Annotated in this window: 12 protein-coding genes; 5 read left to right on the forward strand and 7 right to left on the reverse strand. The window is 55.1% G+C overall.

What is annotated here, in order from left to right; all coding sequences use genetic code 11:
* Window positions 1–9 precede the first annotated feature (9 nt).
* Window positions 10–5,436, reverse strand: a complete 5,427-nt coding sequence (locus DIT72_RS14220; protein ID WP_135955902.1) for a site-specific integrase — start codon at window positions 5,434–5,436, stop codon at window positions 10–12.
* A gap of 847 nt (window positions 5,437–6,283) precedes the next feature.
* A complete protein-coding gene (locus tag DIT72_RS14225; protein ID WP_135955903.1) occupies window positions 6,284–6,964 on the reverse strand; it encodes a winged helix-turn-helix transcriptional regulator in 681 nt (226 codons plus the stop codon).
* A gap of 164 nt (window positions 6,965–7,128) precedes the next feature.
* On the opposite strand from DIT72_RS14225, the gene DIT72_RS14230 reads away from it, so the two are divergent.
* The 3 genes from DIT72_RS14230 (at window position 7,129) to DIT72_RS14240 (ending at window position 9,512) form a co-directional block, all read left to right on the forward strand.
* Window positions 7,129–8,010, forward strand: coding sequence for a class I SAM-dependent methyltransferase (locus tag DIT72_RS14230; protein WP_135955904.1), 882 nt, complete (start codon window positions 7,129–7,131; stop codon window positions 8,008–8,010).
* Between the two features lie 77 nt (window positions 8,011–8,087).
* On the forward strand, window positions 8,088–9,026 hold the full coding sequence (locus tag DIT72_RS14235; protein WP_135955905.1) for a carbon-nitrogen hydrolase family protein: 939 nt from the start codon (window positions 8,088–8,090) through the stop codon (window positions 9,024–9,026).
* Between the two features lie 45 nt (window positions 9,027–9,071).
* A complete protein-coding gene (locus DIT72_RS14240; protein ID WP_135955906.1) occupies window positions 9,072–9,512 on the forward strand; it encodes a GFA family protein in 441 nt (146 codons plus the stop codon).
* A 409-nt stretch (window positions 9,513–9,921) separates the two neighbouring features.
* On the opposite strand, the gene DIT72_RS14245 is transcribed toward DIT72_RS14240, so the two are convergent.
* The gene (locus DIT72_RS14245; RefSeq protein WP_135955907.1) at window positions 9,922–10,440 is read right to left on the reverse strand and encodes a DsrE family protein; all 519 of its coding nucleotides are present in this window, start codon (window positions 10,438–10,440) and stop codon (window positions 9,922–9,924) included.
* A 376-nt stretch (window positions 10,441–10,816) separates the two neighbouring features.
* On the reverse strand, window positions 10,817–11,035 hold the full coding sequence (locus DIT72_RS14250; RefSeq protein WP_135955908.1) for an MbcA/ParS/Xre antitoxin family protein: 219 nt from the start codon (window positions 11,033–11,035) through the stop codon (window positions 10,817–10,819).
* 195 nt (window positions 11,036–11,230) lie between these two features.
* On the opposite strand from DIT72_RS14250, the gene DIT72_RS14255 reads away from it, so the two are divergent.
* Window positions 11,231–11,899, forward strand: a complete 669-nt coding sequence (locus DIT72_RS14255; RefSeq protein ID WP_135956012.1) for a methyltransferase — start codon at window positions 11,231–11,233, stop codon at window positions 11,897–11,899.
* A 50-nt stretch (window positions 11,900–11,949) separates the two neighbouring features.
* Here DIT72_RS14255 and DIT72_RS14260 read toward each other — a convergent pair whose 3' ends face one another.
* From DIT72_RS14260 to DIT72_RS14270, 3 genes are all read right to left on the reverse strand, one after another.
* Complete coding sequence (locus tag DIT72_RS14260; protein ID WP_135955909.1) at window positions 11,950–13,068, reverse strand: OmpA family protein; 1,119 nt, start codon at window positions 13,066–13,068, stop codon at window positions 11,950–11,952.
* Window positions 13,069–13,261: 193 nt separating this feature from the next.
* Entirely contained in the window at window positions 13,262–13,783 is a 522-nt protein-coding gene (locus DIT72_RS14265) for a DUF4124 domain-containing protein (protein WP_135955910.1), read from the reverse strand.
* Between the two features lie 150 nt (window positions 13,784–13,933).
* The gene (locus DIT72_RS14270; RefSeq protein ID WP_323053147.1) at window positions 13,934–15,208 is read right to left on the reverse strand and encodes an ATP-dependent helicase; all 1,275 of its coding nucleotides are present in this window, start codon (window positions 15,206–15,208) and stop codon (window positions 13,934–13,936) included.
* Between DIT72_RS14270 and DIT72_RS14275 the strand changes: the two genes are divergently transcribed.
* Window positions 15,174–15,866 (forward strand): GNAT family N-acetyltransferase, encoded by a 693-nt coding sequence (locus DIT72_RS14275; protein ID WP_168355064.1) that lies wholly within the window; start codon window positions 15,174–15,176, stop codon window positions 15,864–15,866. The genes DIT72_RS14270 and DIT72_RS14275 overlap by 35 nt on opposite strands.
* The last annotated feature ends 221 nt before the right edge of the window (window positions 15,867–16,087 follow it).

Raw genomic sequence — 16,087 nt, forward strand, 5'->3', positions numbered from 1 at the left:
CTAAGAATATCAGCCCAGGGCTCGCTTTTTGTCTTTCTTGATGAGGCGGCAATAGACCCCGAAAATCAGAAGGGCGACCGCGAGTTCATGCCCGTTACGCAGCACGCCCGTTGAGGATTGCTGAAGGATGATTTCACCAAACCCATAGCGTGAGCGACGTCTGGTAATGATTGGGAATCCGTGCAAAAAATGCTTTTCGACTGTCCAAGGCTTCGTCTTTCGGCTCCTTTGATTTTCCTTTTCAGCAACCGCGATATACTTCTCAGACTGAACCGCAAATCCTGCGTTTATCATTAAACGAATCATGTCAGGGTCATCGAATCGCGCTACAACGGTCAATTGACTGTCCGGTATCGCGTAACGGATTACAAACTGCCTGATAAAACGTGCATGTGACTTTTCATCCAGGACAACGTGCCTCCTACGACTGATCAAAATCGGAAGTTCTGGGAGCTTAACTGTCTTAATGGATTCGACATCGCTATGCCGGATTTGTCTTGCATGCTTTAGCACTCTCTGCCACGCCGACGGGGTTATGAAGCTCAGTAATGCATTTGCCACCTCGCTGCCCTCGACCCACTGCTCTTTTCCGCCCGGTAACGACAATTTGAACGTCTGTCTTTTGTTCGCTTCTGCCAATACCTTTTCCATCCGTTTCACGACAGACGGGTGCAACTCAACCAGGGCGCCGGCTCGTTCAAAAGTGTGCCCCAGTGAGGCCAGCCTGGCGGCCTGGAACATTCTCTCCAATGTCAGCTCAGGATAATCCATCTCTGCCGGTAACGGTGGCGCCGCCGGCTGAGGTGCGTTAGGCCATTGATCAATATTCGAGGCGTTTTTCAAGCGACGTATCCGGTCGCTCGCAACAGGCGTTAGGAAATCAGCCCATTCCGTCAATAGGTGAAAATAATTGAGTAGGCCGGTTCGCGGTGAACGATGGCCCATCAAACGTGCCAGGGCCATGGCCACGCGTCGAGAACATGCGGTATTCGAGCCAAGCACACACTGTCGGACAGCAGGTCCGTCCAAATCCTCAGTTAACGCCTGTGCGGTCGGGGATTCCAGATTGAGCAGAACCGCCGCAATCCGGTTAAAAAACGTGTGGCGTAGGTGATGCAATACCAGATCCTGATTTTGAGTCATCGCCCGAATGGCAACGATCAAACCGGCGGATAGGTTTGCCGACTGCTCAGCAAGTCCCGGTTGCTTTTTATCCTGGAGCTCACAGAGAATCGGCCGGTTCGTCTGGTTGCCGCAAATACTCTCGTAACGGCCAAGCAACTGTTCTATCAACTGACGCTCAGACTCATCCAGTTTAGACAAGAGGGGGACAACGCGCCTGCTGGACGCACTTTTAAGCTTACGGTACTGATTATTTTGAACCAGAACCCAAAGCATCCCGGATTGCTCCTGCCAATCCCTGCGCTGCAGTGCGAGCGCCTCCCAAGCTCTGAGCCCAAAGCGATACGAGCACAGCAGCATGAAGCCCATCATGAGTTTTTGATCCCGGCTCAATCCCTGATCCTGGGCAATACACGACTGGGTGGTTCGATAATCATCAAGACTGATCAGGCCCGGGCTAACGGTACGTTCTTGAGTATCAATATCCAGTTCTGACCAGTCGGGACCGATCACCCCAAACTGCTGAGCCCATCGGAAAAAATGAATGAGCCGTTCTCCAAAATAGCGATTGCTCTTCGATGACTGACGCTTGTAGTCCAGCATACCAGCGCAGAGCTCGGTGAGGTCGTCCTCATCTAAGGCAACTAAATCCACCGAATACGCCAACCCCGCAAAGGGCCCTGATACTGCGGACCAGTAGTCTCTTAATGAGGACTCGGCATAGGGTTTTAATGCCTGGCCTTTTTTTCCTTTGCCAGCGTGAATAAGGTCAACCATCCAATAGCCAAGTAGCAGCATGGCAGATGAGAGTGTGTTTCGATTTTCGTGACACAACTTTTCGATTATCCGCGCTGTTTGCTCAGCTTTACGACTGGTCTGCTCATATTGTTTCAAAGCACCATAAACGGCGTCTTTGAAGATGACCGCTTGCTGTTGCAGTCGGAGTTTATCGAGTTCGAGCCGTATGCCCGGTTTGATCCTGATTTTGGTCTGTTCGTCAGTTAGATTCTGGTTGTCATCAGGTCTCTTAACAAATGTCTGCTCAGTCAGCCGAAGCGTGTCGCTCCACGAAGCACTGGTGGGCGGCACCCGTCCACTCAGAGCTCCCGCCACCATGCCTGGGAGGTGCACCAGATTGCATTGGTCAACGATGTCGCTTATCCAGTGGATAATCTCAGAGACACGAGAAATTGTAGTTCCGTGATGCTCTCGATGAAGCTCAGCCAGGGCAGCCATTTCTTGAATACTTTCCACCGATGGCTCAGCTACTTTACTCGTAAGCTCTAATCCGTAGGCTAATAACGATGCCGTTTTGTAACTGATTTCATGACGCTGAACCGGTGCTCGAAAATTTGAGGGCGTGAGAGTTTCACTGTATTCAAGATAAATCTGCCTGCCGTGTTGAACGATCCGGCAGTGTTGGCCTTGTGAAACATCCTGAAGCAGACGTTTGTAACTGATGCGTTTCTCGACGGCAAGCAGCAAGCAGCCTACAACCAAAGCTTTGCTTTTGGTCAAACCCGACTTCTGAACAGCGCTGCGGGCCTCATCGGCCCACTTCTGAATGACCGGAAAAAGAGCGAGCGACTGAGCGACCTTGCCAGATAATTGAGATTGTTCTTGTCTGAGCGCGATAATGCGCTTTCGAAATTTCTGGTTTGCATCCAGCGATGATCGTTCGACGACTTTTGCCAGGATTCGATAACGTATGGATGCCTGTGGATGAGGCATTTTATCTGGCCGTAACAACATCTGGTTGATCAGCTGTTTCAGCTCGTCAGGTTGCAGCTCATCGATGCTTCTTTCATCCAGGAAGAGGTCAATATCTTCTTGGGCCTCTCGAATAGCTTTGCGTAATCTGGCTTTTCTCAGGCGTGCTCGTTGCTTTAGGCCAAACACGCTTGGTTCTCGATAGCCGCCACCGGCCGGCACAGACAGAAGCGGGGGTGGTCGCGTATTGCTGTCCGACGGTATTTCAAATTCCAAGCGCTCGAAGACGGCATTTAAGCTGTCCATACTCTCAGCCGCATCCGCGCTCCAGCATCTGGGAGAGAAATCACCGTATGTTCCAACCCCTCGCTCAGAATGCCCCATCCATGCTTCGATTAATTCGGCATCAATGCCGCGATTCGAAAGTTGCTGCGCATACCGATGCCGAAAAAGATTGCTCGGCAGTGTCCATTCAAACAGTGACCCGTCCAGTTGCTCTGCTTCCGCCATGGAGTGCCACTTGAGTTGCCGGTCAAGCAAAAAGAAAAAAGGCATTGAGGCAGCGTTACCATTGGCCATTGTCTCAAGGCTGCTGGCCAGTTCCGGTCGATGCTCCAGAACGCTGCGAGAAAATGCCAAGAGATGATTTCGATATACTCGAACCAATGCTCTCGCTTTTTCTGGAAGGGGAATCAGCCGACCCACATGTAATTCGTCGTCTGTTTTATCAATTACGTAAACGCAACCCGCATCCAGATTGAAAAAGGCAGGTGACTCGAATGGGTCTCTCAACGGTCGGGCCCCCGTAGCCGCGTAGAGAGCCATCACCACATATTGAGCCAGGGCATTGTGATACGAAGAGAAGCTCTTCTCTCGGGCAAGATTGAGCTTTCTGATTGCGCTTTGTACCTCCTCCATCAGTACTGATTCAAAAGGAACCAGCCGGCTACCGATTAGATTCAAGTCCGAAGCTTTATTGTCACGATTCTGAACGGACAGCCCCAGACCTTTCTCAATCGCCTTCACATCCCACGAGCCGTAGCTGCAGGCCCCTGGTAATGCCGAGGAGGGATGAGATGCTAATAGTCGAGCAAAACGACTGTCCGCAGTGTCGTCAAAGACACATTGAGGCGCTCGGTTGGCAAGCATTCCGCTTTTAGTCCGCGCCATAAGACTTTCGGAGCAGCGGTTAAACCATTGTTCACTGGAAACTTTATGGTAGCTTGCCCATAGCTGCCCGAGTGTTGAGGCACCGATTTCCGAACCCTCTGTTGCTTGCAGCAACACAGAGCGAATAAATCCCGGAACCTCCAATTCCAAAACCTCGTCGACCGGATGAACCAAATTTCGCGTTATTTCATCAGGCTTCCAACCGCTGTGTTTTCGAGGAGCAGCCCGCCTCAAAAGGTTAAAATCTTTGGCAAAGCTCCACTCATCACTAGAGATGTCCCCGATAGATATCCGTTCCACAAATGCCAAAGTGCGTGACAGCTTGAGAGCTAGCCAAACAAAGGCACCACCCAGTCGTTCAGATAGTTCAGGGACAATAAATTTCCTGGCAACCCATTGATCAACAGCCTGGATCTCAGGAGGCGCTAGCCGATTCCAAGACCACGGGAGATAGTGAGCGAGTTCTACACTTTGAATCAGAACACTTCTTGAGCTTATTGCCTGCTCAGCTGGAGTATCAGTTGGGTCCACCTCGACTAGCAAACTATCGTTACCGCTCTCATCGCCGTCTGAAGGGGCAGGCAGAACCTCAAACCGGGATCCATCGAATTCAAATGTCGCTTTTGACTCTATAGGTGCGTATTGCCACCCAAGATGTCGAATGTTTGTTACGCTGCCGAGCCTTATTTCCAGCGCTCGGTTATGACCTTCGGCAATAGATTGGAGGTTATTAAGAAATTGGCGACCACTGCGGGCTTTGGTTTTCGGTCGAACGCGTTTAGTCGCATTTTTGATGGCATTTGTGAACTGAAGATAGTTTCCTGACCGGTTTTGAAGTTGGGTTTTCACGCTGTGCAAAATGCGATCAATCAGATCCCACTTTTCATCTCGTTCATCCAACATCAAAAAGGATGCCGCGCCGGCAATATGGGCATCAGCAGTATTTTGGTAACGCACAACCCGATCAGCAGACTGAAGAACGAGCCAAAGCCTGATTGCTCGTCTTAAGCTAAAAACTTCTTCATCATCGCAGGGCGATAGCGGGTGGATCAGCAAATTCAGTAGAAAGGTGTTGTTGATTTTCGGTTGGTATCGCCGGGTAGTGCTTTTTGCGGAGCCCTGATGACTTAGAGGGTGCTGTTTCAGAGGGTGGTCAGCCTGGAACGCATTGGCAAGCCTTGAAAGCTCGCCAGCAAAAACACAGTCAGACCAATGCTCTAAAATCGAAGTCGATTCAGGGAAAGAGGCCTCTTCGATGAGGTTGGGAATCCCGACGATTTTCGGAGTGAGATTGAGGATGTAATAACTGAGTTCAAGAGGGTATTCTAGCCCTTGATCAACTGCCCGTCGGCAAAGATGTTCGAAGCTCTTCCCGAGCCTTACGGTCATTTCGGCGACGAGTTCTTGGCGTTCGCTGTGCCCATCCTGAATCACTTTATTCGTTCCCAATTGTCCCTACATCAAGTTGTAGAGTAGCTCAAAATCTCTCCTATATGGTGAAATTTATTAGTATGGTGGCAATTTAGGACAATTAGTCTTTACAAGGGTCATAACTCTCATAACCTTCGAATCCTGCCCCCGCTACCATATTTAAGAAAGGCAGATCAGTTACTTACTGGTCTGCCTTTTTTGCGTTTGGGCCGGCAGAAATTGTCTGTGACGTATATGTGACAAATATGTGCCAAGGCTTGTGACGGTTCGATCTGCGGCCAGGTGGAAAATGACCGTCAGTCAGTTTTTGTTCTTCCGGTGAGAGTAGTCGTCTACGCTGCAAGTCTGAGTGTGTTCTTGACGTTCTAGTCTAGCTCAACTGCCACATTATGGCGACATGCGTCGGGGTTCTGGCCACGCTTTCATTGGTGCGGACTTTTTACCGCGGCGAGATGAGCCAGTGAGGGGAATCTGAACCGAGGTAGGTTCACTCATAGGCTAGGAGTGGCAAGGGCACCAGTATAAATCCAAGCTTTTAAACAAAAGCGAACATTAGTAAGCCTTTTTTAAAGATCCACGCATCCTTTGGAAAGCGGACCTTTTTGCCGCACCCAAACGGGCTATTTAGGGGCTAGATAGGTGCTCCAACGCCCGCATAATCAGGGTCCGATTAGGGTGGCCGGTGGAGGCCACTCGGGCCTCCTTTTATAAGTGTCAGCAGTAACGGGGTAGAACCCGGCTGACAAAACCTATACGCAGATACCCATAAGCCAGAGCGATTTGATGCGCCAGTGCGCTTACATCTGTCTTGGGCCTGACTTTTTTCGGAGTCACGCGCCCATCGTTTGCATTAGTCACGTGCTCTACTGGTCGCAAACACGCTTCGCCCGAGCCAGCGCCAGAGTTCCCGACAATCCCGTTCGCTGCCACGGACTATAAGACGACGCGCTTCCTGTTCCCTGTCCGGATCGCTGTCACCGGTCCAGATCTCGGTCAGGCTGAGGACACTGGCCTCCACGACGAGAGTTAATTCGTGCCCCGGGTCTTCTCGGCAAAGATCAATCTCCCCGTTGCTCACAACCAGCCACCAATGCCGCTCACGCTGCCTCGCATCGTTCAGGAAAAAGTGGATGACTACGCGGCGCTCAGGGGGAAATTTGTCACACTGTGCGAAACGGCGGATATCCCACATCAGGAAACCGGCATCAAGCTGATTCGCCTGCAACCGGCTACCAATCCACTTGGCCCCCCAGTGACCAATAGCCAGGATAATTGGACGCAGTTCTTCGCCCGCTGGCGTAAGCTGGTATTCGGGGTTGCTGTCGCCCTGGATCCGCCGAAGTACGCCCATTTCCTCAAGCTTTTTCAGGCGTTGTGCCAGAAGTGTGCCCGACATTCTTGGCAGACCCCGACGAATTTCATTGAAGTGGGTGCTGCCACAAAGTAGTTCCCTTACCACCAACGGAGTCCATCGCTCGCCCAATATCTCCGAGCCCCGTGCCACGGTGCAGAACTGTCCATAGTTGGTCATGAGTTTTGACTCCTTTGTAGGAATTCTGGCCCCAAGTTTTCATCTTATTCCTTTCAGACACCTGACGCTCCATTTTCTGGACTATCGCGCCCGCATAGAAGAGGGAGATAGTGATCTCAGGCTCAGCAACCCGCAGGGCCATTGCCTGGAAAAGGAACGACACCATGAGCACGCAAATGGTTTTTAATCCGCAAACATTCAAGGACACCACCAGGGCACAGTGGGATCAGGCGGCTCAGGCCTGGGACAGCTGGGGGCCCTTCCTTGGCGACTGGCTTGGCCCGGTGACCGAGCGCATGCTGGATCTTGCCGGCGTAACGAAAGGAAGCCGGGTGTTGGACGTCGCCGCCGGCGCAGGCCAGCAAACTCTACTGGCGGCCACAAGGGTCGGACCTGATGGGCATGTACTGGCGACCGACATTTCACCGGCCATTCTTGGCTACGCCCAATCTGCCTGCCAGAACGCGGGTCTGACCAACGTCAGCACAAGGGAGATCGACGGAGAAATGCTGACGGATCTGCCTGCCGGTGACTTTGATTCTGTCATCTCGCGGGTAGGGCTCATTTATTTCCCCGATCAGCAAAAGGCACTCGCCGGCATGAAACATGCGCTCAAACCGGGAGGTCGTATCGGTGTGGCGGTCTACTCAAGTGCTGCTGCAAACGAGTTCTTTTCCATTCCGGTGGGGATCATCCGGCGTCGCGCTGGCCTGGCACCACCCCTTCTCGGCCAACCCGGGCCTTTCTCACTGGGGGCCGACGGTGTTTTGGCAGAGACCCTGACACGTGCCGGTTTCACAGACGTTCGTGTGGAAAAGATCACCGCACCCCTTAACCTGCCATCAGCTGCAGAGTGCGTAAGGTTTGAACGGGAATCCTTCGGTGCTCTCCACCAGATGATGACAGCGCTCTCCGTAACCGAGCGCAACGATACCTGGCTAGAAATTGAGAAGGCACTGAGTCAATTTGAGAGCCGTGATGGTTTCGTCGGCCCCTGCGAAATGCTCGTAGGAGGGGGGACCAACATTGCCCCAGCCAAGCACTGAAAAGACTGATGTGATGTGCATTCCGGCAGCCCAGCATGCGCTTCACCCACGCGAATACCGCTGAAGAGGCAAGGATCATGACAAAGATAGCGATAGTTCAGGAACCCCCGGTTTTTCTGAACCGGGAAAAGACCATACACAGGGCCGTGCAACTGGTTAAGGACGCGGCCACCCAGGGTGCCGAGCTGGTGGTGTTCTCGGAAGCTTTCATTCCTGGTTATCCCGCCTGGATATGGCGTCTGAAACCGGGCGGAGACTGGGGGTTATCGGAGCAGTTGCATGGCCGTCTGCTGAACAACGCCGTGCAAATCGGATCTGATCAGTTGTGCCCCCTACTGGACGTTGCGAAGGAGATGCAGGTGACAGTTGTCTGCGGCATCGAAGAACGCGACGAAGATACCAGCCGGTCCACGCTCTACAACTCGGTGCTGACTATCAGTCCGGAAGGCACCGTGCAGAATTGCCACCGCAAACTCATGCCCACGAACCCGGAACGCATGGTCTGGGGCTTCGGCGATGCCAGCGGCCTGAAAGTCGTCGATACACCCGTTGGCCGGGTGGGTTCTCTAGTGTGCTGGGAGAGCTATATGCCGCTGGCGCGCTATGCGCTGTTCGCCCAGGGCATCGACATCTACATCGCGCCGACCTATGACAGCGGTGACCGCTGGCTTCGCACCCTGCAGCACATCGCCCGGGAAGGCGGGTGCTGGGTTCTGGGTGCGGGCAACGTGTTGCGTACACGTGACCTGCCCGCGGACTTTCCAGAAGTCGATCGGTTATATCCGGACAAAGAGGAGTGGATCAACTCCGGTGACTCGGTGGTCATATCTCCGGCCGGGGAGATAGTGTCAGGTCCAATGCGGCAGGAAACCGGGCTGCTACTGGCTGAGATCGATGTGAGTGAAGTGGCCGCGGCAAGGCGCAGTCTTGATATCGCCGGCCACTATGCTCGACCGGACATTTTTTCACTGCAGGTGAATACCCGGCAACAAAGGCCGGTCAGCTTCAACGAATAGGATCGACGAATACCCTAAAACAAACCAGTAAGCTGGAGGTGTGTCATGAACGAAGAAAAATCCTGGGATGGATGCTGCTTTTGCGGCGCCGTCCAGTTAACCGTAAAGGGTAACCCGGAAGCCATGGGCTACTGTCATTGCGACTCCTGCCGACACTGGTCGGCGAGCCCGGTGAACGCATTTTCCCTGTGGAAGCCTGAAGCTATTACCATTCAACAGGGTGAGGCCAACATTGGCACTTACAACAAGACGCCTGAAAGCTGCCGAAAATGGTGCAAAATTTGCGGTGGCCACTTGATGACCGAACACCCGTCGATAGGTTTAACGGATGTCTATGCCGCTGTCATCCCCGGGTTCTCATACCAGGCCGGGGTACATGTGCATTATCAGGAATCCGTACTGCCTGTGCATGACGGGCTCCCCAAACTGAAGGACATTCCCGCGGAAATGGGCGGTACGGGCATCTACATGGCGGAGTACTCTTAGGGACCCACGGAAGGAACATACTCGTTCCTTCTTGGTAGTTCGTGTATTAAGGTCGCTTTAGGCCTGAATAATACTCGGCTGGCTTCGCGCGGTAAGGCACATTAGTGTGATATATAGCATCACGGAGACGCATAACAGTATCTTAGTTTGAATTCTGACTATACCGCAGGCAGCGCCGCGGCCCGGCCCGGCAAAAAGGTCCGCTTTGCGACCGTCAGCGGAGGGCTCTAATTAGCGGTGAAACTAAAACAGGGATGTTTACAATCGATCTCGTCGGTATCGACCGCCGGCAACTGCAGGAGAAAAAAAGCGGGACACTCACTCAGAGTGTCCCGCTTTTCATGCGATCAATCTTGGCTAGCGGGCCTCAAGGTGAACTTCATCTCGCAGAGCAACAACCTTTTTTCGTTTAGGGGATTCGGACAACCGCGTACCCCTGCATCTGATAGCCGATGACCGAAACGAAACCATTATCTACCGGGTCGATCTCCGGAATGATCGTCGCCTCATCTACACCCATCCCTTTCAAAGCGAAACGGCAAACTTCCAGCGTCACCCCGTCCTTCTTCATTTGTTTAAGAGTCGCCTGGAATTTCTGTACCTCGACCAGTTCTGCCTCATTAAAGGGTGCGCTGTCAGTCGAGAGCAGTTTCACCACCGGCCCGTGAAAAACGATGGCGATGTTGGGATCTTTCGCAAGCGCCTTCACTTCAGGTGCTTCGTAGGAGTTCTTTATTACCAAGAAAACAGGGTTAACGACCTTGGGATCACCTTGGCTCACCTCGTAGACAGCGTCATAGTTTTTAACGCCCTTCAGAGCATTGTCGTACCCGGCTGCTCCTGCAGGTACAGACATCAGGACCATATAGACGGCCGCAAAGAAGATGCGGGGAATTCGGCGAAATATGCTTCTATAATTGGCCATCATGACAAATCTCCTTGAGGGATAGGAACTTGTTTTTTGTTAACCGACCCATAAAAATCCTCCAAAATCCAAAATACTTTCTCCAAACTAATACAGGTACGATATATCTTCAACGTATCGGTTTAGAGCAAGTTGGGTTCTAGCAGTCCAACACACGAAGCTGAAACAGGGCATGCAGCGCATCACTCATCCCCCTCGGAGAGATAAGAAAGATCGCACTCGAAAAGTCAGGGAATTCACTGCTCAGAAAGTTGAGAACGGTGACGAGAGAGTTCCGGTTGATCCCGAGACATATAAGAAGAAGTGGATCTTGAGGTTGCAAAAAGCAACACAAGCTGTAGTGCGTGATGTGCGGCGAAAGTAATGTCTTGGTCCGGCCTCAGGTGAAGACGCCGTGTTCCAGTCTGCCTATAAGAGTGCGAACTTGCTCGACACCTTCCTCGGATGAGAGAAGGTCCTCGGGTGTTTTATTTCCTAGCGCACGGCCCGGTTTCGCGAGCCACTGAGAAGCGGCTTTTTGATCCCCTTCGAATAGCTCGACGGCTTCTGCAATGGCAATCTCGCGTAAACTACTCAGATTATTGTCGGGTTGTTCCATGTGCGAGCCTCCTATGCGAAAGCGCAAAAAATTTTAGAGTTGTTCACTTCATATCAGTAATCCCAACTGGCCCCCGACTGTTACTGCGAAGGCGTGATGCTGGACACTTGAATTAGATCTGCGACTTCGTCCAGAAATCGTAACCGCCTGGCGGCCCGCTACGGCGATCCGGTTACCCTGCAGTGCCATGATGTGATGTCAGCGGACGTGCCCTGGCCGCACCAGGCCCATGGCGTCGCGTTGCACGCCTGTGGTGACCTGCATCGAAAGCTGATCCGCGATGCCGTGGAACATCGGCAGCCCCGGGTCAGCTTCTCCCCCTGTTGTTACCATCTCACCACCACCCGCGATGTCGTCCCCTTGTCGTTCCGGGCACAGTCGAGTCATACCGGCCTGGTACTGAGTCGGGAGGATCTGCGGCTGGCGGTGAGGGAGACGGTCACCGCGCCCGCCGGGGTACGTGCACAGACCGCCCGCGCCAGTCGCTGGCGGCTGGGCTTCGATGGTCTGCAGCGCTGGCTGAGAGGTGTGGATGAGTACCTGCCCCTGCCACCAGACCCGAAGCGCCTGGCGGGTGACGGATTCGAGGCTTTCTGCCGTTGGGCGGCTGAGCTTAAGGGGATCTCATTACCGGAAAGCGTGGATTTCGACCACTGGCTTGAACACGGCGTGGAACGTGCCGCTACGGTGCGACGGTACGAGTTGCTGCGCCATCTGTTCCGGCGCCCGCTGGAGCTGTGGCTGGTACTGGACTATGCCCTGTTCCTGGAAGAGTCCGGCTATCACGTGCGCATGGGCACCTTCTGCAAGCGGGAGCTGACGCCCCGGAACCTGCTGGTGGACGCGGCTATCGCCCAGCCATGAAAAAAGGCGCCCGAAGGCGCCTTTAGAGGCAGTGAAGAACCTGTCGCGGATCAGCGACGAACCTGAATGCGGGCTTCAACCCGGCGATTCTGGGCGCGGCCTTCATCGGTCTCGTTGGTGGCAACAGGGTCGGATTCACCGTAACCCACCGGCGTTACCCGTTCACTGTCGATGTCATAGAGCTCGATCAGGCGATCGGCAACGGCTTCGGCACGACGCTGGGAAAGTTGCTGGTTGTACGCGGCAGCACCGGTGCTGTCGGTGTGGCCAGCAATTTCCGTGGTCACCTCATCGTTCTTTTTCAGCGCGTTGGCGATTTTAAGGATGTCATCATCGTACTGGCTACCGATCTCAGCGCTGTTCAGCGGGAAGGTAATGTACAGAGTGATGGTCTCGAGTGTCACCAGCTCACACCCGCGTTCGCCCACTTCGGCACCGGCTCTGGTTCCGGGGCAGTCGTCCAGGCGATTAACAACGCCGTCGCCATCGCTGTCGAGTTCGCAGCCGTTGCGGTCAACCGTAGCGCCGGAAACGGTGCCAGGGCACTGGTCGCGATTGTTGGGAACGCCGTCGTTGTCACTGTCCGGTTCGGGTTCCGGAGCGGGTGCGGCGGGTTCGGGCTCACTGGTGTTGCGGCTGAAGGCCAGGCTCAGCCCCAAGGACGCCTGGGCATCGAAGGTGCTCTCATCGAGGCCGTGCAGCGCACGCAGGTCGGCACGCAGTGACAGCAGGTCGGTCATGTTGAAACGGACACCGCCGCCCAGATTGACCCGGGTTTCTTCATGCTCGGTACCCGGCGTTGTCATGGTGCCGCCATCGAACTTGGCATGGCCGACACCGGCTGCCAGGTAAGGGTTGACTGTCTCGCTCTGGTTTCCGAAGTAGTACAGGCCATCGACCCGGACTTCTTCGAAGTCAACGTCACCGTTGCTGTCCTTGATATCCGGATTGGCTTTGGAATAGACCGCCTCAACAGCCCACTGGGGCAGGAAGCGGTATTCCAGGCCAAAGCCGTAGGTCGCTTCTTCGTCCAGATCACGCTTGTGGTCAAAATACTGGTAACCGACGAAGGGATTGATATAGACAGTCTCGATATCGTCTTGCGCCAGTACCGGAGTGCTGACGGCCGCAGCCAGTATGGCGGCGGACAGGGGACGGAGTTTATTCATGAGCATTCCTTTTTATTGCCAATTGAAGTCGCCTTTTTGCAGGCGATTTAAGCCAAGTTAAGTTCTGTAACCATCTGTATACAAGTGAAAATTAACGAAGGTTCGGTATTTACGCAGAGGTTGGCAAAAGAGATGACCAGAAGGAAATTTGTGAACGGCGTCTCAATTTATTGAAATAAATGGAGAAAGTGGCTCAGGGTTTGCGGTACTCCACTCGTTCCACGCAGCCGTTTCTGAAATAAACGTAAGTCAGTTCGTAAAGTGCACCGTAATGCCTGGTCTGGTACACCCAGGTTTCCTGGGGGGTGGGGTAGACTTCCGAGGTTCGCCCGAACGCTCTTTCCACCTGCTTGCGGGTCATGCCGGGTACCACCTGCTCCCGCGCCAGGTAGGTGCGCAGGTCGGTAGAACTGATAAAGCGGCAGGTTTCGTCTTCCGCTGCCAGGGGTTCGTCTTGCTCGGGTGGGTCGTTTTCCGGATAGCTGTCAAAGTCGGGCAGGTTGTCCCCGACACTGCCGCCGACACGGTTGTCCCGTATGATGACGGTTTCCGGGTCCGGGCCAAAGGGCTGGTCGGAGAACTGGACCCCGTCCGGGCCCTCACACCGGTAGACCGTCCCACTGGCCGCCAGGGCAGACCCGACAAGAAGTAGCGTAACACAGGTCAACAACACGCAGATGCCCGCTGGCTGGCAGATTTTCCGGAATGCTGACATTGGCTGTCCTCACGGCGTGATGGCCCGGAAATACAGATGCGCGCTTTTCTTGCTGAAGGTGAGTCGTCGACCCTCATCGAAGCGCACATCAAACGACGATTCCTCTTCCGCAAGCACGGTGCCCGGGCCGAAAATGGCATGACTCAGGCGCTAGCAGGCCCACAGGGGCTGGTTGCCGGTCGCGGTGCTGGCGGCCTCTCCGCTGAGGCTGACGGCTTCCCGGCTGGCATAGCGCTGGCTTACCGGTGTCAGGGGCAGGTCGACTTCGAACTCGTTATCGCTTTCATGGCCCGGTGTCCTTTGGTCCAGCCAGCGGCCAAAACGTTCACTCAGATCGTGGCAGAGTTCCGCCACAAACCGGCTGGGAGCCTGATCCGCATCCACCGCAGGCCTGGGGCCGCCGGGGCGGGTGATCAGGTGCAGCTCGTTGCGGGTGCGGGTGATGGCCACGTACAGCAGGCGGCGCTCACTTTCCATGAAGGCCTGCAGGTCTTCCTGCTGGCGGGGGCTGTAGGGCAGGTATTTTTCCTGCAGTCCGGGAATGATTACCCGTGACCACTCCAGCCCCTTGGTGCGGTGGATGGTAGACAGCAGCAGGCCACGGTTGCCGTCGCTGTTGTGATCCTGGCGTTCCAGCGCCTGGCGTCGCAGTGTCTGCAGGTGTTGCAGGGCTTCGGCGGGCGGGACGTCGAGTGTCGCCAGGTAGGCGCGGAAGCCCTGCACGGTATCGATGCGTTCATTGGCAGTTTCGTGGGTGAGGGCGAGGCCGCGAATCCCCTCGAAGAGTTCGGTCTGTTCGGCGTACCGTCCCAGCAAGGTGGCCACCGGGCCGGAGAAGCCGTTGAGCGACACCAGCGCTTCGCCCAGGCGCCGCAACTTGCGGGCCGGCATGGGGCCCAGGCGGTCCTGGGCCGTCATCCGGGGCAGCTGGCCGGTAACCACCTGAAGCAGGCTGGTAATAGCTTCCACCTCGCGGCTGAACAGGGCGCCCTTGCCGGCATCAGTGCGATAGGGGATCTGCCGCGCCAGCAGTCGCAGTTCAATCGGAACACTCTGACTCCAGACCCGGAACAGGATGGCGGTCTGTTGCTGTTCTGATTCCGGGAGCCCTTCCAGCAGCTTGACCACCACGCCGCCGTCCTGCTCGCTTTCATGGAGCTGGATGCGGCTGGCCGGTGTTGAAGGATGAGCGTGACACAGCACGTCATGGCGGCCCTGATTGTGGGTGATCAGGTGGTTGGCCAGCAGCGCTACCCGGTGGCCGTAGCGAAAGCTGTAGCTCAGGGTGTGCTGCAACGGTTCGTCGAACTCCTCGCGGAAGCGTCGCAGGATGAATTCCGGTTTGGCACCGCGGAATTCGTAGATGGTCTGGTCCGGGTCGCCCACCACCATGACCCTGGCCCGGTCGCCGGCCACTTTGCGCATGCTGCGAGTGGTGCGGGTGGCGGTTCACGACCAGTGCCGCCGACAGGGCGTTGGTAAACAATTGCTGGAACGCGCTCAGGAGAAGGCATCCGATATGGCGCTGGATGCCATCGGTACTAGCTATGGCGCTGCGGAAGAGCTGCTGCCGTTCTGGCAATCCTCCGGCTTCGCCACCGTTCGCCTGGGCATCAGCCGCGAGGCCAGCTCCGGGGAATATGCTGTTCAGATGATGAAGGGACTGAGTGACCCCGGTACTGCTGCTCAACAACGTCTGTCCGCCAGATTCGCCGAGCAATGGCCGGTGATGCTGCCGGTCGTCTGGCCCACCCTGTCACCGGAGCTTGTACTGGCAATTAGCGCCGATCTGCCGTCGGCAGAGCCGCTGACGGAACAGGAACTCACTGAACTGAAGGCTTTTGCATATGGTCATCGGGGGTTTGAGCTGACCTTGCCGGCCCTGAAACGAATGGCACTTCAGGCCGACACTGCCAGCAGTATTCCGGCCACGAACCCGGCGCCGCTTTGGGTGACCTGTGTGCTTCAGAACCAGCCCTGGCAGAAAGCCCGCGAGCACAGGCTCTGCACCGGACGTGGTGATGGGGAGGCCCAGCTGAGGCAGTTGGTTGCCGGGTTGCTGATGTCCAGCCAGACAACCTGAGTAATTGTCTGCGAGGATCAGATGCATTGACGATCAAGGCGCCCGCATCAGCTCACGCGCCCGGGACAGCAACGGCTTTTCCCGGCGCGAGCGGTTACTGGCCACGCTTCTGAGACTGCGAAGTGGGCAGGCGCTCTGTTGGACTCACGGGGTGGCTTTTTTGGAGCCGGCCACCTGGCTGACCGATGGGTTGCCAAAAGTGAGACAGTTTGCAGCGATGA

It is taken from the genome of Marinobacter orientalis (assembly GCF_004792665.1).
Lineage (GTDB): Bacteria > Pseudomonadota > Gammaproteobacteria > Pseudomonadales > Oleiphilaceae > Marinobacter > Marinobacter orientalis.